This window comes from Bradyrhizobium sp. UFLA05-109 (assembly GCF_054185165.1).
In genome coordinates, this window is sequence record NZ_JBBIAR010000044.1 from 17,446 (window position 1) to 38,180 (window position 20,735).

The window sequence follows — 20,735 nt, forward strand, 5'->3', positions numbered from 1 at the left end:
TCCAGCATGTCTCCTGATCTTCTCAAGCTCATCTTCGGCCGTCTCGGCATCGATTCGCTGCCGTTCCACGAGCCGATCCTGGTCGGCACCTTCATCGCTGTCGCGCTCGGCGGCATCACGCTGTTCGCCGGCGTCACCTATTTCCGCCTCTGGGGCTATCTGTGGCGCGAGTGGTTCACCACCGTGGACCACAAGCGCATCGGCATCATGTACATGATCCTCGGCATCGTGATGCTGCTGCGTGGCTTCGCCGACGCCTTGATGATGCGCGCGCAACAGGCGCTCGCGTTCGGCGGCTCGGAAGGCTTCCTCCCCGCCCATCACTACGACCAGGTCTTCACCGCCCATGGCGTGATCATGATCTTCTTCGTGGCGATGCCGCTGGTCACGGGCCTGATGAACTATGTCGTGCCGCTCCAGATCGGCGCGCGCGACGTGTCATTCCCGTTCCTGAACAATTTCAGCTTCTGGATGACGGTCGGCGGCGCAGTGCTGGTGATGGCCTCGCTGTTCATCGGCGAATTCGCCCGCACCGGCTGGCTCGCTTATCCGCCGCTCTCGAACATCGGCTACAGTCCCGATGTCGGCGTCGACTATTACATATGGGCACTGCAGGTCGCCGGCGTCGGCACGACATTATCCGGCATCAACCTGATCTGCACCATCGTCAAGCTGCGGGCCCCCGGCATGAGCATGATGCGGATGCCGGTGTTCACCTGGACGTCGCTCTGCACCAACGTCCTGATCGTCGCCTCCTTCCCCGTTCTGACCGTCGTGCTCGCGCTGCTCTCGCTCGATCGCTACATCGGCACCAACTTCTTCACGAACGATTTCGGCGGCAGCCCGATGATGTACGTGAACCTGATCTGGATCTGGGGCCATCCCGAGGTCTACATCCTGGTCCTGCCCGCCTTCGGCGTCTTCTCCGAAGTCACCTCGACCTTCTCCGGCAAGCGGCTGTTCGGCTACACCTCGATGGTTTACGCCACCGTGGTCATCACCATCCTGTCGTACCTGGTCTGGCTGCACCACTTCTTCACGATGGGATCGGGCGCCAGCGTCAACTCGTTCTTCGGCATCACCACGATGATCATCTCGATCCCGACGGGCGCGAAGATGTTCAACTGGCTGTTCACGATGTATCGCGGCCGCATTCGCTACGAGCTGCCGATGCTGTGGACGATCGCCTTCATGCTGACCTTCGTGCTCGGCGGCATGACCGGCGTGCTGCTCGCCGTTCCCCCGGCCGACTTCGTCCTGCACAACAGCCTGTTCCTGATCGCGCACTTCCATAACGTGATCATCGGTGGCGTCGTGTTCGGCGCATTCGCCGGCATCAACTACTGGTTCCCGAAGGCATTCGGCTTCAAGCTCGATCCGTTCTGGGGCAAGCTTTCGTTCTGGTTCTGGGTCACCGGCTTCTACCTCGCCTTCATGCCGCTCTACGTTCTCGGCCTGATGGGCGTGACCCGCCGCTTGCGCGTGTTCGACGATCCTTCGCTCCAGATCTGGTTCGTCATCGCCGCGATCGGCGCCGGCCTCGTCTTCCTCGGCATCCTCAGCATGCTGATGCAGTTCGCGGTCAGCTTCCTCAAGCGCGAGCAGCTCAAGGACGTCACCGGCGATCCCTGGGACGCGCGCACGCTGGAATGGGCGACCTCCTCACCCCCGCCGGACTACAATTTCGCCTTCACCCCCGTCGTTCACGACAATGACGCGTGGTGGGACATGAAGAAGCGCGGCTACCGGCGTCCGCTCACCGGGTTCAAGCCGATCCACATGCCCAGCAGCACCGGCACGGGCATCATCCTCGCCGGCTTCGCCACCGCGATGGGATTCGGCCTGATCTGGTACATCTGGTGGCTGGCCGCCGCGAGCTTCATCGCGATGCTCGCCGTCGGTATCGGTCACACCTTCAACTACCACCGCGACTTCGACATTCCGGCCGATGAGGTCGTCCGGACCGAAGAAGCGCGCACCCAACTGCTCGCCGGAGCCAAGTAAATGACGATCGCTGTAAAACCCGACCAGTCGGGCGAGCCGCTGTTCTACCTCGCTGACGAGCACCCGCATCCGGAAGGATACAGCACCTCGCTCGGCTTCTGGATCTATCTGATGAGCGACTGTCTCATCTTTGCGATCCTGTTCGCGACCTTCGGCGTGCTCGGCGGCAACTACGCCGCCGGCCCCGCGCCGAAGGATCTGTTCGACCTGTCGCTGGTCGCGGTCAACACCTCGATGCTGCTGCTGTCGTCGATCACCTACGGTTTTGCGATGCTGACGATGCAGCAGAACAAGATCGGCCAGACGCAGATGTGGCTCCTGATCACCGGCCTGTTCGGCGCCGCCTTCATCGGCATCGAGCTTACCGAGTTCGCCCACATGATCCACGAGGGCGCAACCCCGCAACGCAGCGCCTTCCTGTCGGCCTTCTTCACCCTGGTCGGCACCCACGGCCTGCACGTTACCTGCGGCCTGATCTGGCTGGTGACGCTGATGGTGCAGGTCTGGAAGTTCGGCCTGATCGAGGCCAACCGCCGCCGGCTGATGTGCCTGTCGATGTTCTGGCACTTCCTCGACGTGGTCTGGATCGGTGTCTTCACCTTCGTCTATCTCCTTGGAGTTCTGCGATGAGCACCGACACTCACGCCGCACATGCGGCCGATCATCATCACGATGCGCATGCGCACGGCTCGCTCTCGACCTATCTCCTGGGCTTCGTGCTCTCGGTCGTGCTCACCGCCATTCCGTTCTGGCTCGTCATGGGCGGAGCGATTCCCAACAAGCACGTCACCGCGCTCGTGATCATGGCTTTCGCTATGGTCCAGATCGTCGTGCACATGATCTACTTCCTGCACATGAACACCAAGGTCGAGGGCGGCTGGAGCATGATGGCGATGATCTTCACCATCGTCATGGTCGTGATCGCGCTGTCCGGCTCGCTGTGGGTGATGAACCACCTCAACGGCAACATGATGCCGGTCCACCAGATGAGCGGGATGAATTGATCGCATCCGTGAGACATGACGAACGGAAAACGCGCAGCCGCACCAGGGCTGCGCGCCCGTCTTTGTGGCTCACGACGCTCTCCCTCCTCGCCATCGCCATCCTGATTGGCCTCGGCGTCTGGCAGATCGAACGGCTCGCCTGGAAGCTGGCGCTGATCGACCGCGTAGAGACGCGCGTTCATGCCGCGCCGACCATGTTGCCGCCGCCCGCGGCCTGGTCCGCGGTCACTGCCGCGACCGACGAATACCGCCACGTCAGCGTCGCCGGCCGCCTGCTGAATGACCGGGAGACGCTGGTCAAAGCCGTGACCGAGGAAGGCGCCGGCTTCTGGGTGCTGACGCCGCTTCGGCGCGACGACGGCAGGCTCGTCCTGATCAATCGCGGCTTCGTGCCGGCGGACAAGCGTGATCCCGCGACGCGCGCAGACAGCAGTGCGCCCCATACGATCGAGATCGATGGCCTGCTGCGCATGACCGAGCCGAAGGGAGGCTTCCTGCGCGACAACGATCCCGCGCATGACCGCTGGTACTCCCGCGACGTCGCGGCAATCGCCGCCGCGCGCGACTTGGGCGATGTCGCGCCCTTCTTCATCGACGCCGACGCGGTCCCCAACGCCAGCGTCTATCCGATCGGCGGATTGACCGTGGTCCGCTTTCGCAATAACCACCTGATTTACGCGCTGACATGGTTTGCGCTGGCCTTTATGCTGGCCGGCAAACTTTACGTCACATTCGGCGGCGGACCATTCCGTCGCGGGCGCGTTGTCCACGAAAGGGTCGGCGAGACCGCCGCCCACGGGACGGGATCAGATGCTGGAACGATCGTCGGGCCGACCTGAGAAGGAACAGCTCTCTCTCGGACATGATGCGGCTGCGCTTCCCGCGCAGGCGGACGGCCGCACCGAGCTGACCGCGGCGTCGCTGCCCGCGCCGACCGACGACGAGACCAACCGCAAGAACATGGCGCTGCTGATCCAGCTGCGCTGGACCGCAGTCGTCGGCCAGATCGTCACGATCGGGGCGGCGCATTTCGGACTCGGCATCGAGCTGCCGCTTACGCGGATGGGCGCGGTGATCTCCGCGCTCGTGCTGCTCAACATTTCGAGCCTGGTCTGGGTGCGCCATCGCGCAGCGATCACCAACAACGAGCTGCTGGTCGCGCTGATGCTGGACGTCGCAGCGCTCACCGCCCAGCTTTACCTCAGCGGTGGCGCCACCAATCCTTTCACCTCACTGTTCCTGTTGCAGGTAACGCTTGGTGCGGTGCTGCTCGATGCTCGCTCGACCTGGTCGCTGGTGGCGCTGACCTGCGCCGCGTTCGTCTGGCTGACGGTCGCCTACCGGCCGCTGGACCTGCCGCACAACCCCCTGAGCAACACCTACAGCCTGACCGTCGTCGGCATGCTCTTCGGCTTCGCGCTCAACGCGGTGCTGCTGGTGGTGTTCGTGACCCGCATCAACAGGAACCTGCGCGAGCGCGATGCCCATCTGGCGGCGCTGCGCCAGCATGCCGCCGAGGAAGATCACATCGTTCGCATGGGCCTGCTCGCCTCCGGCGCCGCGCACGAGCTCGGCACCCCGCTCGCCTCGCTCTCGGTCATCCTCAACGACTGGCGCCGCATGCCGGATCTCGCAGACGACCGTGAGCTCGCCGAGGATCTCGCTGAGATGGAGACCTCGCTGCAACGCTGCAAGTCGATCGTGACGGGCATCCTGGTCTCGGCCGGCGAAGCCCGCGGCGAGGACTCGGCGCCGACGACGGTGGCCGCGTTCCTGACCGCGCTGGTCGAGGAATGGCGCAACGCGCGCTCGGCGCGCACGCTCTATTTCACCAACACCTTCGGCGAGGACGTTGCGATCGTCTCCGACATCGCGCTGAAGCAGGTGATCTTCAACGTGCTCGACAACGCCTACGAGGTCTCGCGCGACTGGGTCGAGCTCCTGGCCGAGCGCGAGGACGACAAGCTCGTGCTGTCGATCAGCGACCGCGGCCCGGGCTTTGCGCCGGAGATGCTGGCGCAACTCGGAAAACCCTACCAGTCGAGCAAGGGCCGCGCCGGCGGTGGGCTCGGCCTGTTCCTGGTGGTCAACGTCGTGCGCAAGCTCGGGGGCGTGGTGACCGCGGAGAACCACAGGAAGCGCGGCGCCACCGTTCGGCTCGTGCTACCGCTCTCCATGCTCGCCATCGGAGGCGGTTTTGACGCCTGAGCAGTCCCTGATCATCGTCGAGGACGACGCCGGCTTTGCGCGCACGCTTAAACGCTCGTTCGAGCGCCGCGGCTATTCGGTCGTGATCGCGGCCTCGATCGAAGAGGTCCGGAAGGAGCTCGAGGACAAATCATTCGGTCGCGCCGTCGTCGATCTCAAGCTCGGCGGCGCTTCGGGGCTGGCCTGCGTCGAACTCCTGCACACCCATGATCCCGACATGCTGATCGTGGTGCTCACGGGGTTTGCCAGCATCGCCACCGCGGTGGAGGCGATCAAGCTTGGAGCCTGCCACTATCTCGCAAAGCCCTCCAACACCGATGACATCGAGGCCGCGTTCCAGAAAGCCGAAGGCAATGCCGAGGTCGCGCTGGATAGCCGGCCTACCTCGATCAAGACTCTGGAGTGGGAACGCATCCACCAGACGCTGATCGAAACGGATTTCAACATCTCGGAAGCCGCACGCCGGCTCGGCATGCACCGCCGCACGCTGGCACGAAAGCTCGAGAAACGGCCGGTGAAGTGAGCTGACCCTGCCTCGCCGTCATCGTAGGGTGGGTTAGCGAAGCGTAACCCACCACTGTTCATCTTCGCAGAAGGGGAAGAGGTGGGTTACGCTTCGCTAACCCACCCTACGCGGCTGTTGACGTAGGTCGACGGCTGCGAAGGCCCACGCGAGGAGACTGCCCCGTGACCACGCTTGTCGAGCGCCTTGACCTGTCTGCCGTATTGCCGCGTGCGCGCGATCGGCGCGAGACCGAAACCGTCGAGTTTGCACAGGCCGCGCTCGCAGCGGCCAAGCAGGAGGGTCTGCAGCTGGCGGTGCGGGCGCGCTACTTCGCGCTCGCGGTGATCGCTTGCCTGCTCATATACATCAATCCGGTATGGGACCAACTCTACTATGTGGCGCTGCTCGGCGTGTTCGCACTGATTGGCTGGGCGCAGGTCAGGGTTGGCCGGGTCGGCGTGTCGCGGCTGGAACTGGCGCTGCTGTTCTGCGACCTCGCGCTGCTGACGTTCGTGCTCCTGGGGCCAAATCCTTTCGGCTCCGGGCATTGGCCGGCAGCGATGCAACTCCATTTGGGTAACTTCATCTATTTCTTCGTGTTGCTGTCGGGCGCGACGCTGGCCTATTCGTGGCGGACCGTCATCGCCGTTGGCACCTGGACCGCGGCGCTTTGGATCATCGGCGTTGCCTGGGTGTGGTGGCAGCCCGACCCCGATCCCGCGCGGACCGCCCGCATAGCCGCCGCGATCGGCGGTGATCACCGGATGTTTCAGCTGATCTCGCCCAACTCGATCGAGCTCGCGACGCGTATCCAGGAGATCGTCGTGTTCATGATCGTCGCAGTGACGCTCGCCCTGGCGGTGCGTCGCAGCAATGATCTCCTGATCCGTCACGCCGCCGTCGAGCGCGAACGCGGCAATCTCGCGCGCTATTTCTCGCCGAACGTGGTCGACGAGCTGTCGCGGCACGACGAGCCGTTGAGGCAGGTGCGTACGCAAAACGTCGCGGTGCTGTTCGTCGACATCGTCGGCTTCACGGCCTTTGCCGACGCGCGCACGCCGGAAGACGTCGTACGCACCTTGCGCGAATTCCATGCGCTGATGGAGCAGGAGGTGTTCCGTCACAGCGGCACGCTGGACAAGTATCTCGGCGACGGGTTGATGGCGACCTTCGGCACGCCCTTTGTCGGCAGGCTTGATGCCATCAACGCGCTACGCTGCGCACAGGCGATGATGGCGGCCGCGGATCGCTGGAACGAGCAGCGCAAGGCGGCTGGCGAGCCACCGATCCGCGTCAGCTTTGGCCTGCATTACGGCCCCGTCGTGCTCGGCGATATCGGACTGACTTGTCTCGAGTTTGCGGTGATCGGCTCGACCGTGAACGCGGCGAGCCGACTCGAATCCTTGACGCGCACGCTCGGCTGCGCGCTGGTGGCGAGCGACGATCTCGTCAGGCGCGCCAGGATCGAGCTCGGCGAGGCCGAAGCGGCGTTTCGTCCGCTGATAGAACAGACCCCGCAGACTGTCCGCGGCCTCGAGCAGCCGATCGCGATCTGGACGCAGGCGCGTGCCGCTTCAGGCACGGACGTCGTAGCATAGCGGCGGCGGCGTCAATGCGATCTTCTTGACTGAGCCCGCACGCCACTCGGCGACTCGCCAAATCGCGAGTGAAACGATCGATTGAAATAGGAGATATCGGAAAAGCCGACTTCCAATGCGATCTCGGAAATCAATCTCGGGCTCGCGGCCGCCTCCGTGAGAAGCGAGAACGCTCGTTGCAGGCGCAACTCATTCACCTGAGCGGTAAACGATGATCCCGAGGTTTCAAGCAGCCGTTGCAGATAGCGCGGAGAGACGCCTTGGCTATGCGCGACCGTTTCCAGATTGAGTTCCGGGTCGTCAAAATGAGCAGCGATGTAGTCCAATACGGCGGCCAACCGGGTCGCCACCACCGCGCTGGCGTTGCTCTCGCTCGGCAGGCGATTATCGCTCAGCATCATTGCCGCAAGATCATGAACATGCGTCACCACCAGGCTACGCAGATCGGACGTGGCCAGGCGAAGCTCGTCCCATAGCGGACGCATATAGCTTCTGATGAGCCGCAGGGTGGTCTGCTCGCGCGGGATGGGCTGCATCGTCGGCTCATCGATATTGCTCAGGCGCGACGCAAGCTCGGCCCGCGGGATCACCAGAGCGAAGTAGCTTCCTTCTGCAAAGCTCGCGCTCCCGGTACTCCTGTGATGCACTGCGACTGCGTCGCCCGTGCGCAGCGTCACTTCCCGGCCCCGCTGAGATACGACACAGTCTTTCGTCATGTTTATGATGAGGGCAATGGATCCATCAGCATCCGCCGCATCGCTGGTGCGACGAAACCGAAGCGGCGATGACGTGGAAGAGAACGCATTCAGCCCCGGCAGGGTACGCAACGTCGACCGGGCGTGGAATGGAATATCCGACAACGGCTCGATATCGACCCGAAGAATCTTGTCGCCGAATTCCTGGCGCCACATGGACAGGCGCTCTCGCTGGGGAAACTTGTCAGTCGAAAGTCGAAATGTTGCGAGTTCAGGCAAGCATTCCGACGTCTGGTGCTTTCCTGTTTCACTCATGAACTTCGACCTCAGACTCGCCTCGAGACCTCGCTAGGCAAGAGCGGGGTCCAGACGTTAGACGCTGAAAAAACCCGTTGTCGCACGCACCGGCTGGTACTCCACTCCGGAAGAGCGTCGAGGCATCTGCTGACTGACTCGATCACTCCTTCGATCAGGACACAGTCGGCAACTGATTCAGCCGAACCACAATCCGAGCGTGTTGACAATTCACGTACCCAGGTTCGGTGCTGCCGTTCGCAATTGACCAAGAAGATCTGCCGTTCGTTCGCTAGAGTGGCAAGTTATGGAGTGCAGGAAAATAGCATATTTCAATTTATCGTGGCGGGATGTGAGCTGGTTCACTCTTCGCGGATAGCCGATGGAAGGAGATTGCCATGAAGAAGATGTTCTTGATGGTTGCGATTGCGCCGGCGATGGTAGTCGGCTTCTCAGCGGGGGCAGCAGAACTTCCAAGCTTTGAACTCATGGGCTTTCCGATCACTTGGCACCAGGTTGCTGTGATGGGGGCATCCGGGGTCCAGGAGCAGTCTCCCGCTCCGACGCTGGAATTTGCTGGCATGCCCGCTTCTCCCCATCAGATCGCCGTACTGACTCCACGTCAGAACATGATCGCGCTGCAAAAGGGGCCGAAACTGACCACGATCGGGTTCTCTTCGCGCTAGCAGCGCGGCCTGTGAGATCCCGATCCCGCTACCAGTCTCAACTTTACCGATGCCATTTTGACGCAAGCATGATTTCAGGAGCCGCCTCGGGCATTCTTCTATCCGGGGCGGCGGCGACGGAGCCCGGTGTGCCATTTCGCCACACAGTGACAGGTTACCTCCGTCTGCGCGATCAAGTTGGACCCGCGCGCGTCGTCTGAGCCCATGCATGCAAGTACAACCCGAACGAGGACCTCCCATGCGCAAGTATGTCTGGCTCCTGAGGGTGCTGATCGCAGGCGCTATCGCCGGAGGCGACTTCGCCAGTACGGCCGTCGGCAATCTCGGATATCAATTGGCCGACAAGGACGCCTTGCCCGCCGTTGATGCCGAGCTCGCCATTGCCGTTGACGTCTCCTATTCGATGGATGAGGACGAACTTCGTGTCCAACGCGAGGGTTATGCGCAGGCCGTCACCTCCGAGGAATTTCTCGAGGCGCTCAAGGCCGGGCCGACCAAGAGGTTGGCCATCACCTATTTTGAGTGGTCCGCATTGGATGATCAGAAGATCATCGTGCCCTGGAGGCTCATCGACGGCCCGGAGTCCGCAGATGCGCTGGCCGCCGAGATCATGCGAACGCCGGTTCGCCGGGGATCCCGCACGTCGATTTCCGGTGCGATCCAGTTTGCAATACCGCTGTTTGACCAAAATCAGTATCGCGGGCTGCGACGCGTGATCGATATTTCCGGTGATGGTGCGAACAACGAGGGCCCCCCTGTTACCCAGGCGCGGAATGCGGCGCTGGCGAAGGGCATCACCATCAACGGCCTGCCGATCATGATGAAGCGAACGACCGTCTCGATGATGGACATCGATAACCTTGATATCTACTACGAGGATTGCGTGATCGGAGGCCCAGGCTCGTTCATGCTGGCAATCAGGGAGCGCGAGAGATTCAAGGAGGCAATCCGGACCAAGCTCACGCTGGAGGTCGCCGGCCGAACGCCGGCGTACCGGATCGTCCCGGTGGCCGAAGAAGGGCCGAGGATATCCTGTGGCATTGGCGAGGACATCTGGGAGAGACGAAGCCGATGGTGAGCATCGGCAACGGCTCTTTCTGGTTAAGAGCAGGCCTCAGCTGCGATCAACGCTCATAGCCGCGGCAAACAGGTGGCGAATGGGCGAGTGAGGGAGACCTATCGGCTCGACGCGCCCGATCGCAGGAAAGAAACTATTCTTGCCCTGTCGTCGGCAGATGCAAGTCCACCAAATGGCTTCATGCTGTTGCCCGGCACCAGATCATCCGGATCAGCGATGAAGCGCTCGAGCTTTTCTTCGTCCCACACGAAGTCGGCGCTCTTCATCGCGCTGGAGTAGTTGTAATCCGGCAGCGAGCCGGCCTTCCTTCCGAGGATCCTGTACAGATGCGGGCCCAGGCGATTGTCGCCGTCCTTGATCGTATGGCAGGTCCGACATGAATTGTTGAACGCACGTTGTCCTGAGGCGGTATCGACGCTTTGTCGTGCCGGCTGCTGTGCATGGGAGGGCGAATGCAGCATGTACGCGCCCCCGCTGAGGGCCAGGAGTGCGCCCACCAAACCGATGCGCTGCACACACGCGTCTCGCCACCGGCTGGATTTCGACAAGGCAAGGCGTGCCAGGAGTTGCGGCTGCTTCATTTGATCACCTCGCCGGCGCAGCGATTGTGCGGCTCAGGGCGGCTTCGAAGTCCCGTATCTCACCGCCATCTTGCAAGTGGCGGAGCGGGGCCGGAATTCAAATGAAATTGTCTGCCAGGGCCGTTTCGCTACCTCGTTCCATACGCGCGGTCACCGGCATCGCCGAGGCCCGGCACGATGTAGCCGTGCTCGTCAAGCCCTTCGTCGACGGCCGCCGTCCAGATCGGCACGTCCGGGTGCAGGCCGCGAATCCGCTCGAGGCCTTCGGGTGCGGCGATCAGGCAGGCCAGGCGGATATCCTTCGCGCCCCGCTCCTTCAACCGGTCGACTGCGGCTACCGCCGTGTTGGCGGTTGCGACCACCGGCGTCACCACGATCGCGAGCCGCTCGCCGAGGTCCGACGGCGACTTGAAGAAATATTCGACGGCCGCGAAGCTGTGCGGTTCGCGGTAGAGTCCGATATGGGCGACGCGCGCAGTCGGGACCAGATCCATCATGCCGTCGACGAACGTCGTGCCGGCGCGCAGGACCGGAACGAACACCAGCTTCTTGCCGGCGATCTTTGCCGACTGCATGCGCGCGAGCGGCGTATCGACGACGACCTCGGCGAGCGGAAGATCGCGCGTGACTTCGTAGCACAGGAGCATGCCGATCTCCTTGACCAGCTCGCGAAAGGATTTCGTCGAGATGGACTTGTCCCGCACCAGCGTCAGCTTGTGCTGGACCAGCGGATGATCGACGATCGTGACGCCTTCCATGACGTGATGCTCCTGAAATTATCGGCGCGCATTGCGACAGGTTCGGCCCATGCGCTAGAAAACCGTGCCGTCGCTGATCACCTTGAGTGGCGGCGCGCCATCGGGACGGCGCGCGAAGGCAATGGCGCGGCCCGCGGCCCAGGTGCCGCCTTCCAGAATGCTGGCGAGAGGCAATGACCCCGGCGGGCGGCCGAGTTTTGCGCGGACGTGGCCTGCGAGCCGGTCGAGCAGCGCGACCGTCAGCGCGCGCCACTCCACGACGAGCAGCGAATCCACCGCGTGCGCACGTTCGGCGTCGGCGTCGTCGCGCAGACGGAGCACCTCATGATCGACGAACAGGCCGCCGTTGCGGTATTCGGCAAGCCCGGTGAGGCCATCGATGTCGGTCACGTCAAGGCCTGCGCGCTGCAAGGGTTCGATCAGCGAATAGCTCAGCCACTGTGACAGCTTGTGCAGGGGCACGAGACCGGTCGTCGCGTCATCGGTCTTGATCGCGGGGTGACGCCAGCAATCGCCGAGCGGAATGCCGGCAAGCTCCAGTCGCGACGGCCAGATCGATCCGAGCTGGTTCAGCACTTCGGCGAGAATGACCGGTGCGGCGATTGAGCCGCTCGCGGCCCTTGCCGCGAGATGATCGAACAAGCCGCCCGGACGCGGCCGATCACGTGTACCGAAGACCTGCGGGCGTGACGCCACCAACTGCCCCAAGCGCCGCAACAAATCCGTGCGTCCCTCAAGGCCCAGCAGCGGATTGCTGTCCGTGACCTGAAAGCCAGACTCGAGCCGCGCAAATGGGAGTTGCGAGATCACATCCGCATCGACGCGGAAGGGAGAGGGCGGGTCACCGGAAAACGCCCCGCCCGCGAACATGTCGAGGCTTGCCAGCGCAAGCCCCTCCGAGCGGCTGATCGCCCGCCCCGTCGTCGCGTCGCGATAGCGCCATGCAGCGCCAGCGCCCGCATCCAGCAGCACGCTGACGATGGCAAGATCGAATTCAGCACGCGCCCGCGCGGCGCGATCCGGCCAGGACACGGTGTCAGCAAGGCGCGACCAACGGTCGGCGCCACCGAGGACGAAGTGCCGCCACCGCGCGTGAAAGGGAATATCCAGTGCAGGATAGGACCGTCGCGTGACAGCGAGCACGGCATCCACGACCGCGTCCATGCGATCGAGATGAACCGTGAAATGCGTCAGTCCGTCGCTCAGGCCGATCTCGAGCATCTGCGTCGCGCGCGCGCGGACCACTTCCGCTGAAAGCAGCGATCGGGCCTCTCGTTCTGTGGCCGCCGCCATCACGTAACTCAATATTTCTCCAGCGAGCGTCCGACCGTGTCGGTCAAATCCTTCGCCGTTGGGATCTCTTCGGCGTAATATCCAGCCGCCTTCTTGGCGGCGATCTCGACATGCGCATCCGCCGGAATGAGCTCCAGCGGAATCGGCACGCGCTCGACGATATCGATGCCCTGCCCCGTGAGCGCGTCATATTTCATGTCGCTCATCGACAGGAAGCGATCTATGCGCTTCAAGCCGAGCCAGTGGATCGTGTCGGGCATCAGTTGCTGGAAGCGTGCGTCCTGCACGCCGGCCACGCATTCGGTCCGTTCGAAATAGGCGGCGGCTGCGTCGCCGTCCTCCTGGCGCTTGCGCGCGTTGTAGACCAGGAATTTCGTGACCTCGCCGAGCGCGCGCCCTTCCTTGCGATTGTAGACGACGAGCCCAAGCCCGCCCTCCTGCGCGCCGCGCGCGCATTCCTCGATGCCGTGAATGAGGTAGGGGCGGCAGGTGCAGATGTCGGAGCCGAACACGTCGGAACCGTTGCATTCGTCGTGCACGCGGCAGGTGATCCTGGTGCGATGATCGGGCAGCTTGGTCACGTCGCCGAACAGATAGATCGTGGTGCCGCCGATCGGTGGCAGGAACACCTTCATGTCGGGCCGCGTCACGAGCTCGGGGAACATGCCGGCGGTCTGCTCGAACAGGGTGCGCCGCAGCTCGGTCTCCGTCGTGCCGAAACGCACGGCAAGGCCCGGCAGATACCAGACCGGATCGATCGCGATCTTCACCACCGACACGCTGCCATTGGCGTGCACGACCTCGCCATCCGGCTTCAGCCGTTTGGCAACCAGCGCGCCGCGGATTTCCGGCAGATCCAGCCGCGCGCGCGTCACCGCGATGCTCGGGCGGATATCGGCCCCTTCGGCGATTTCCTTGCGGAAATTCTCGGCGACGAGATGTCCCCAGGGATCGAGCGCGACGATCTTTTCCGGATCGCTCCATTGCGGGAACGGACCGATGGTCGCGGCCGGAAACGTGTTGGTGAGATCGGGACGCCGGATCGGGTCGAGGGCGCCGGAGGAGACCGCGAGCGCACGATAGACGGCATAGGAACCGCCATGGCTGCCGATGACGTTGCGGTCCTGGGCTCGCGATACCGTGCCGACGATCGGCCCACGCGCACGCGCGTCCGCGGCACCCCACTGGATCGGGAAGGCCGCCTTTCCACCCGGCTCCGGATGGGAGGTGAGGCGGATATGTTCGGTGCGGTTCGAGCGACTCATAACCAGGCTCCTATAAAGCCAACGGCCCGCCTGTCGGACGGGCCTAGCGCGGTCAGAGGGCAAAGCCATTCATGACCGATCTCAATAACATAGCAGTTCATCTCTTAATCGCCAGTGTTGTAACGAACGGTTGTTCCCGCATTCTCCGGCGCGCGGCAGCGCGAGCCGGACCCAAAAGGAGGATGAATGAGTGGATACGCAATGCCTGCGCGGGCGTGACACCGGGTTGATCGCAGGTTTCGCGATACCTGTTCGGATTTGGCGCAGAGGGTCAAGCGTCGTCGCCAAGAGCACGCAGATGGGGTCGAACCCGCCGACCGAACGACGCGACCAACGCGCATGATGTTGACATTGCTGATGAAGTCGCGCTTCCTCGCTGTCGTGCTGGGCAGGGCCGCGCGTCAGCTGACACCTGCCATCGAGGCCGATCCGTTGAACATGGACACGATCGCCCAGGCGCTCGATGCGAGGCTGACAGCCGCGACGGCCCGACAGGCCAGCTTGAAGGAGCGGATGGAGGACGTGCTTGCGCGCGCCGCCGTGGCGGCCGGCAATAGCGCAGATGAATTCGTCGATCGCGACGACGACGACAAGGAGCGACTGCGAGGCCTCGAGATGGAGCTGATCAACGGCGAACGAGAGCTGAAGGAGCTCGTCGCTCAGATCGGCCACCTCCAGTTTCTAAAGGCCGAGCTGATCGCGCGCTTTCCCGACTGCAAGCCGGTCAAGCCCGTCCGGAAATCCACATCGTTGACCCGGAGCTGGCCTCGGCTTCGACGCCAGCTTCCGCACCTTGCGGAAGCAAGCAATCGGCGCTGACGCGGGCCGAACACAATCAAGGAGTTGCCGACGGATCAAGTGTCCGCCGCCAAAACACAAAAGCCCGGCCGAACGGCCGGGCTTTTGAATGCTTGCGCGAACGAAGCTGCTTATGCCGCCTCGTCGGCGACCGCCGTATCGTCGCCATCGGTATCGTCGATATCGCCCTCGGTGTCCGCATCGGCCTCGCCTTCGGCGGCTTCGGCCTTGGCACCGGTGCGGCGCGGGCTCTTGGCGAGCTGCGCCTCGATCTCCTTGACCGCTTCGGTCTCGGTCGAGTGCTGCACCACCGCGATCTCGCGGGAAAGACGATCGAGCGCCGCTTCATAGAGCTGGCGTTCGGAGTAGGACTGCTCGGGCTGCGATTCGGAGCGGTAGAGGTCGCGCACGACTTCCGCGATCGCGACGATATCGCCCGAATTGATCTTCGCTTCGTATTCCTGGGCGCGGCGCGACCACATGGTGCGCTTGACGCGGGCGCGGCCCTTCAGGGTCTCCAGCGCCTTCTTGACCAGCGCGGGCTCGGACAGCTTGCGCATGCCGACATTGGCGACCTTCGCGGTCGGAACGCGCAACGTCATCTTGTCCTTGATGAAGTTGATGACGAACAGCTCGAGCTTGGCCCCGGCGATCTCCTGCTCCTCGATGGCCAGGATCTGGCCGACGCCGTGAGCGGGATAAACGACGAATTCATTGGCCTTGAAGCCCTGGCGCTGGGTCACGACCTTCTTTTCCTCGACCTTCGGCGCAGCGGCGGCCGGCTTCACAGCGGGCTTGGCGGCAGCGACGGGGGTCTTGGAAGCGACGGGTGCCTTGGGCGCGGCGGCAACAGGCGCTTTCACGGCAGGCTTGACCGCAGCCTTGGCAGCCGCAGGCTTGGAAACGGTCGCTTTCGCGGCCGGCTTGGCAGTCTTGTGAGGCATTGCGCTTCTTTTCTTCGAGGACTTTGCAGCCGTGTGCTTAGTCGCGGCACGACCCTTGGATGCGGATGCGCTACGGCTTGCCGTGGCGACTTTTTTGGCATCCTTATGGGACGCCTTAGCAGAAGTACTCTTTTTACGCGTTTTCTGTGACACAGCCTGCGCGCGGAAAACTGCCACGCCCCTGTTCGTCATGAGGTTTCACGGGAACCCAGAGGGGCCAACGGGGCTGACGGGGTTCGGCTAATGTGCCCAATATAGCACATTTCCCGCAAAAATCAATGATTTAGGGGTTTTTTGACCTGTTTATGGCGCTGACTAAGGTATTAGGGTTAAGTTTGATCCGAGTTAGTCTCCAGAACCGGGGTTTTGAGAAAAATATTTCTCAAACTTGCCTTCCTTGCCGTCGAATTCCTTCGCATCCTCCGGCGAATCTTTCTTCTGGGTGATGTTCGGCCAGCTCTTGGCGTATTCGGCGTTCACTTCCAGCCACTTTTCGAGGCCCGGTTCCGTGTCCGGCTTGATGGCGTCCGCCGGACATTCCGGCTCGCACACGCCGCAATCGATGCATTCGTCAGGATGGATGACCAGCATGTTCTCGCCCTCGTAGAAGCAATCTACCGGGCAGACCTCGACGCAGTCGGTGTACTTGCACTTGATGCAGTTTTCAGTGACGACGTAAGTCATCCACAACGCTCCGAAAAGCTCTCTCAAATTCGCGGCTTGCGTAGCGCGTAAACACCCACGCCGCAAGGTCGGGAACGGCCGATCATGACCGGTTTTCGCAAGTCTTCGGCCAAGAAGTGAACGTAAGACGCAATTAATTACGCTTTGCGCTCGTTCAACTCCTCATACAGCACACGCGCGGAGTTTGCATCGCCGCGCCGCTCGTTGAACGCGATCACCTTCATGACCCGCACGGTGCGATCGAGCGCGATGGTCAGGACGTCGCCGATCTTGATCGCATGACCGGGCGAGGTCTCGCGCATGCCGTTGACGCGGACATGGCCGCTTTCGACGAGTTCGGCCGCAGAAGTGCGCGCCTTCACCACGCGCGCGTGCCACAGCCATTTGTCGAGTCGCTGGCGCTCGGTCGTGGCGCTATTCCTTTTGACGCGTTTTCTTCACGCGAACCGCTCCGCACTTCGCTCGAAAACGCTGCGCTACTCCTTGCGGCCGGCGAGCTGCTCTTTCAGCGCGGCGAGCTTTGCGAAGGGCGAGTTCGGATCGATGGGCCGATCGCGTTCGCGCGGGGAAGCGCTGGAGGCATAGGGGCGATGCGACGGACCGGATTCGCGGTCGCGACGATCGCGGCCCTTGTCGCGGCCACGGCCGCCGTCGCGCTCGCCGAACTTGCCCTTGCCCCGATCGCGATCCTTGTCGCGGTCCTTACGTTCCTGGCCCTCGAAGCGGCGGCCCTTGTCATCACGCGGCTCACGACGCTCGCCGCTTTGGCCGCCACCCTGGCCCTCTTCGCGTCCCTTGCGAAACTCCTTGCGACCGCCACCGTGACGATGGCGCTCGCCAGGCTTCGCGGCATCAGTGGCTGCGGCTTCGCCCTCTGCGGGGGCTGCCTGGGCGCCTTCCTGCGGACGCGGCTGGTGGTGATGGCGCGGGCGGTGCCGCTCGTGGCGCGGCTTGCGGTCCTCGTGGCGGCCGCCGGGACGCCAGACCTCGACGAGCTGCGGCTCGGCGGGGGCGGCTTCTGCCGCAGCTTCCGCAGGCGCGGCAGCATCGGAAGATGCGGCGGCTTCCACGGCGGCGGCAACGTCGGCCGGCACGGCCTCGGTGGCGGCTTCGACGGTTGCAGCTTCATCAGCCGGCGGCGCGATGCCGGGCGCATCCTCCGGCGTCACCGGCGCCTCGGGCGTAGCGTCGAGCGCGGGCTCGGCATGAGGCTCTTCGTCATGTTGCTCCATGCCCGGAGCGTCCTCGACGGTAACCGGCTCGGCCGCTGCCTCAACGGCAGGCACCGCGTCATCCGCCGACAGTTCGGCAACGGCTTCCGCCGCAGCCTCGCTCGACGTCTCGGCGCTGCCTTCGACAGGCGCAGCCTCAGGCACGACCGTCTCGGCAGCAGCCGGCTTCGGCGGCAGCGGCGGGCGCTTCTCCATGCGATAGCCGAGCGCGCGCAGCACGGAGGCGAAATCCTCGCCAGCCGAGCCCGTGAGCGAGGTCATCGCCTGCGTCACGACGAAGCTGCGGCCGTCGAACGCGCCGGCGGGCTTTTCGCCGGGCGAAGTCTCCCGCCAGGCCAGCGCCGGGCGGATCAGATCGGCAAGGCGCTCCAGGATGTCGACGCGCACGGCGCGCTCGCCGCACTGCTTGTAGCCGAGCACGCGATAGGCATCGCGCGGCAACGCCTTGTCGGTGGGGAACGAGGTACGGCCCGAGCTCGCCAGATGCTGCGCGCCCGACAGCGCCGACAGATCGACATTGTCGTGCTTGAGCGCCCAGAGCAGCGCGGCCAGCGCACGCCCGGCGGGCTTCAAGAGCTGTGGGAAATAGAGGTGATAGGCGCCGAACCGCACGCCGTATTTGCGCAGCGTCGCGCGCGAAGGCTGGTCGAGATCCTTCAGCTCATTGGCGATCTTCGGCCGCTCCAGAACGCCGAGTGCCTCGACGAGCTGATAGGCGATGCCGCGGGCAATGCCGGTGACGTCCTCGGCCTTCGACAGCTCGAACATCGGCCCGAGCAGCTTTTCGATATGCGTCTTGAGCCAGAGCTCGAGCCGCGCCTGCACTTTTTCTCGCGGGGGCCCGGTGAGACGCTCATCGGAAATGATGCGCAATCGCGGATGCAGCGCTTCCTCTGCGGCAACGAGGCGCGCGACCGCATCGCCGGTCCAGCGGATGGTGCCTTCCGAGGTCAGCACGAATTGCTCGTCGGGCGCAGCGGAGAGCTTCTCGGCACGTGCATTGATCTCGCCGGCGAGCACCGCCTGCGCCGCAGCCTGCAAGGCTTTCGCATCGGATCCTGCTTCCGCAGCATCCGGTGCAAAGGTGAACCCATCGAGGCGGCCAATGACGTGGCCTTCGACGATGACTTCGCCGGTCTTGCCGATTTCAGTATTCAAGCTCGTGTTCTCCCGCAGGCGGCGCATCAATACACTGGTACGACGATCAACGAAACGCTCTGTAAGCCGTTCATGGAGCGCATCTGACAATTTATTTTCGACCTCCCGCGTCACCCCCTGCCAGCGTTCGGGGTCTTTCAGCCAGTCCGGGCGGTTGGCGACGAAGGTCCAGGTGCGGATCTGCGCGATCCGGCCCGACAGCGTGTCGATGTCGCCGTCGATGCGGTCGGACTGGTCGACCTGGGCGGCGAACCAGGAATCGGGGATGCAGCCCTTGTCGATCAGGAAGCCGTAGAGCGTGGTGACGAGCTCGGCATGGGCCGCCGGCGAGAGTTTTCGGTAATCGGGGACCTGACAGGCCTCCCACAGCCGTTCCACCGCCGCCTTGCCGTGCGCCTTGTCGCGGACCTCGCCGTCGCGGGCGGCGTGATCGAGCACGCGCATGTCCTCGGCAATCGGCGCGCGCGTCAGTGCCTCATGGCCGGGGGCCAGATTGAGCGAGACCTGCAGCGCGCCGAGCGAGGAGAAATCGAGCTTCGAGTTGCGCCATTGCAGCACCTTCACCGCATCGAAGGTGTGGTTCTGGAGCGCGTTGACGAGCTCGGGCTCGAACGGCGCGCAGCGGCCCGTTGTTCCGAATGTACCGTTGCGCGTGGCACGGCCCGCGCGGCCCGCGATCTGCGCGAACTCGGCCGGCGTCAGGCGGCGGAACTGATAGCCGTCGAACTTGCGGTCGGAGGCGAAGGCGACGTGGTCGACGTCGAGATTGAGGCCCATGCCGATCGCGTCGGTGGCGACGAGGTAATCGACGTCGCCGTTCTGGAACATCGCAACCTGCGCATTGCGCGTGCGCGGCGAGAGCGAGCCGAGCACGACGGCAGCGCCGCCATGCTGGCGGCGGATCAGCTCGGCGATCGCATAGACTTCGTCGGCCGAGAACGCGACGATCGCGGTGCGCCGCGGCTGGCGCGTGATCTTGCGATCGCCGGCAAATTCAAGGCTGGAAAGCCTGGGACGCGTGATCATGGAGGCGCCGGGCAAGAGGCGCTCGATGATCGGGCGCATGGTGGCTGCGCCCAGCAGCAGCGTCTCGTCGCGGCCGCGGCGATTGAGGATGCGATCGGTGAAGACGTGGCCGCGCTCGAGATCGGCGGCGATCTGCACTTCGTCCACCGCAAGGAAGGACACATCGAGATCGCGCGGCATGGCCTCGACGGTCGAGACCCAGTAGCGCGGATTCCTCGGCTTGATCTTCTCTTCGCCGGTGACGAGCGCGACGCTCTCTACGCCGGCGCGATCGGCGATCTTGTTATAGACCTCGCGCGCGAGCAGCCGCAGCGGCAGCCCGATCATGCCAGACGAATGCGAGAGCATCCGCTCGATGGCGAGATGCGTCTTGCCGGTATTGGTCGGCCCGAGCACCGCAGTGACGCCCGCGCCAGGCGCGCGCTCGGAAGCGAAGGAGGAGGGAGGAAAGGCCATTCTGGGGGATTAGCTAGTCGTGATTGGGCCGTTTGTCAGTGGCGTTTGGGGGCGAAGTGCGCGCCACACATACCGCTGTCATCGCTTGCTCCGCTGTCATGCCCCGGCTCGCCGCCTTCGCTGAAGCTTCGGCGAGCCGAGTTCGCGAGCCTCGTCGGAGCCTTGGCGGAGACGGGACCGGGGCATCCAGTACGCCGCGGCTTCTCGGTTCAATCACAGGCGTCTCGGAGTACTGGATCGCCCGGTCAAGCCGGGCGATGACGATGGAGTGAGTGGAGAGACTCCCCGCCTCCCCCGCAACTGTCTCATTTTGCAACGCTTTCTCGCCCACGCTTAAGCTTCGGAACGACTCCGGAACGAATCGCGGCCGAATCGCTGACTCCGCTTTGCTTCCGGATTCGTTCACGCAGCATCTCGTGCCAGGTCGATTTCGGGTGCACTAGATGGAGTTTTGGCCGTCGGCACAAG

General features: G+C 63.8%; 18 protein-coding genes and 1 pseudogene. 10 read left to right on the plus strand and 9 right to left on the minus strand.

What is annotated here, in order from left to right; all coding sequences use genetic code 11:
- The first annotated feature begins 6 nt into the window (after positions 1 to 6).
- The 7 genes from cyoB to Q3C01_RS28390 all read left to right on the plus strand — a co-directional run bounded on the left by cyoB (position 7) and on the right by Q3C01_RS28390 (position 7,319).
- Positions 7 to 2,004, plus strand: coding sequence for a cytochrome o ubiquinol oxidase subunit I (gene cyoB / locus Q3C01_RS28360; protein ID WP_458148586.1), 1,998 nt, complete (start codon positions 7 to 9; stop codon positions 2,002 to 2,004).
- Positions 2,005 to 2,634 (plus strand): cytochrome o ubiquinol oxidase subunit III, encoded by a 630-nt coding sequence (cyoC, locus tag Q3C01_RS28365; protein WP_458148587.1) that lies wholly within the window; start codon positions 2,005 to 2,007, stop codon positions 2,632 to 2,634.
- Positions 2,631 to 3,008, plus strand: coding sequence for a cytochrome o ubiquinol oxidase subunit IV (gene cyoD / locus Q3C01_RS28370; protein ID WP_458148588.1), 378 nt, complete (start codon positions 2,631 to 2,633; stop codon positions 3,006 to 3,008). The genes cyoC and cyoD overlap by 4 nt, the downstream gene beginning before the upstream one ends.
- Complete coding sequence (locus tag Q3C01_RS28375) at positions 3,008 to 3,847, plus strand: SURF1 family protein (protein WP_458148633.1); 840 nt, start codon at positions 3,008 to 3,010, stop codon at positions 3,845 to 3,847. The genes cyoD and Q3C01_RS28375 overlap by 1 nt, the downstream gene beginning before the upstream one ends.
- On the plus strand, positions 3,819 to 5,216 hold the full coding sequence (locus Q3C01_RS28380) for an ATP-binding protein (RefSeq protein ID WP_458148589.1): 1,398 nt from the start codon (positions 3,819 to 3,821) through the stop codon (positions 5,214 to 5,216). The genes Q3C01_RS28375 and Q3C01_RS28380 overlap by 29 nt, the downstream gene beginning before the upstream one ends.
- Positions 5,206 to 5,739: a response regulator transcription factor gene (locus Q3C01_RS28385; RefSeq protein ID WP_458148590.1), complete on the plus strand. Its 534-nt coding sequence runs from the start codon at positions 5,206 to 5,208 to the stop codon at positions 5,737 to 5,739. Before Q3C01_RS28380 ends, Q3C01_RS28385 begins: the two co-directional genes overlap by 11 nt.
- A gap of 164 nt (positions 5,740 to 5,903) precedes the next feature.
- Positions 5,904 to 7,319, plus strand: a complete 1,416-nt coding sequence (locus Q3C01_RS28390; protein WP_458148591.1) for an adenylate/guanylate cyclase domain-containing protein — start codon at positions 5,904 to 5,906, stop codon at positions 7,317 to 7,319.
- Between the two features lie 11 nt (positions 7,320 to 7,330).
- On the opposite strand, the gene Q3C01_RS28395 is transcribed toward Q3C01_RS28390, so the two are convergent.
- Entirely contained in the window at positions 7,331 to 8,230 is a 900-nt protein-coding gene (locus tag Q3C01_RS28395) for an AraC family transcriptional regulator (protein WP_458148592.1), read from the minus strand.
- A 476-nt stretch (positions 8,231 to 8,706) separates the two neighbouring features.
- Between Q3C01_RS28395 and Q3C01_RS28400 the strand changes: the two genes are divergently transcribed.
- Together Q3C01_RS28400 and Q3C01_RS28405 are read left to right on the plus strand one after the other, a co-directional pair.
- A complete protein-coding gene (locus Q3C01_RS28400; RefSeq protein WP_458148593.1) occupies positions 8,707 to 8,994 on the plus strand; it encodes a hypothetical protein in 288 nt (95 codons plus the stop codon).
- A 238-nt stretch (positions 8,995 to 9,232) separates the two neighbouring features.
- Entirely contained in the window at positions 9,233 to 10,072 is an 840-nt protein-coding gene (locus Q3C01_RS28405; protein ID WP_458148594.1) for a DUF1194 domain-containing protein, read from the plus strand.
- A 98-nt stretch (positions 10,073 to 10,170) separates the two neighbouring features.
- Here Q3C01_RS28405 and Q3C01_RS28410 read toward each other — a convergent pair whose 3' ends face one another.
- The 4 genes from Q3C01_RS28410 to Q3C01_RS28425 form a co-directional block, all read right to left on the minus strand.
- Positions 10,171 to 10,653 carry a c-type cytochrome gene (locus Q3C01_RS28410; RefSeq protein WP_458148595.1) on the minus strand — a complete coding sequence of 161 codons (483 nt, stop codon included), beginning with the start codon at positions 10,651 to 10,653 and terminating at the stop codon, positions 10,171 to 10,173.
- Between the two features lie 128 nt (positions 10,654 to 10,781).
- A complete protein-coding gene (gene upp, locus Q3C01_RS28415; RefSeq protein WP_458148596.1) occupies positions 10,782 to 11,411 on the minus strand; it encodes a uracil phosphoribosyltransferase in 630 nt (209 codons plus the stop codon).
- Between the two features lie 54 nt (positions 11,412 to 11,465).
- Positions 11,466 to 12,704 carry a URC4/urg3 family protein gene (locus Q3C01_RS28420; RefSeq protein WP_458148597.1) on the minus strand — a complete coding sequence of 413 codons (1,239 nt, stop codon included), beginning with the start codon at positions 12,702 to 12,704 and terminating at the stop codon, positions 11,466 to 11,468.
- Positions 12,705 to 12,712: 8 nt separating this feature from the next.
- Positions 12,713 to 13,969, minus strand: a complete 1,257-nt coding sequence (locus Q3C01_RS28425) for a GTP cyclohydrolase II (protein WP_458148598.1) — start codon at positions 13,967 to 13,969, stop codon at positions 12,713 to 12,715.
- Between the two features lie 339 nt (positions 13,970 to 14,308).
- Here Q3C01_RS28425 and Q3C01_RS28430 point away from each other — a divergent pair, with 339 nt between their 5' ends.
- Positions 14,309 to 14,788 carry a hypothetical protein gene (locus tag Q3C01_RS28430; RefSeq protein ID WP_458148599.1) on the plus strand — a complete coding sequence of 160 codons (480 nt, stop codon included), beginning with the start codon at positions 14,309 to 14,311 and terminating at the stop codon, positions 14,786 to 14,788.
- Positions 14,789 to 14,898: 110 nt separating this feature from the next.
- Here Q3C01_RS28430 and Q3C01_RS28435 read toward each other — a convergent pair whose 3' ends face one another.
- The 4 genes and pseudogenes from Q3C01_RS28435 to Q3C01_RS28450 all read right to left on the minus strand — a co-directional run bounded on the left by Q3C01_RS28435 (position 14,899) and on the right by Q3C01_RS28450 (position 20,267).
- Positions 14,899 to 15,711 carry a CarD family transcriptional regulator gene (locus Q3C01_RS28435; RefSeq protein ID WP_458148600.1) on the minus strand — a complete coding sequence of 271 codons (813 nt, stop codon included), beginning with the start codon at positions 15,709 to 15,711 and terminating at the stop codon, positions 14,899 to 14,901.
- 345 nt (positions 15,712 to 16,056) lie between these two features.
- Positions 16,057 to 16,395 (minus strand): ferredoxin FdxA, encoded by a 339-nt coding sequence (gene fdxA, locus Q3C01_RS28440; RefSeq protein WP_027526516.1) that lies wholly within the window; start codon positions 16,393 to 16,395, stop codon positions 16,057 to 16,059.
- A 137-nt stretch (positions 16,396 to 16,532) separates the two neighbouring features.
- Positions 16,533 to 16,799: pseudogene (locus Q3C01_RS28445) on the minus strand (RNA-binding S4 domain-containing protein); the annotation flags it as partial.
- 72 nt (positions 16,800 to 16,871) lie between these two features.
- Positions 16,872 to 20,267 carry a helicase-related protein gene (locus Q3C01_RS28450; protein ID WP_458148601.1) on the minus strand — a complete coding sequence of 1,132 codons (3,396 nt, stop codon included), beginning with the start codon at positions 20,265 to 20,267 and terminating at the stop codon, positions 16,872 to 16,874.
- Positions 20,268 to 20,735 lie beyond the last annotated feature (468 nt).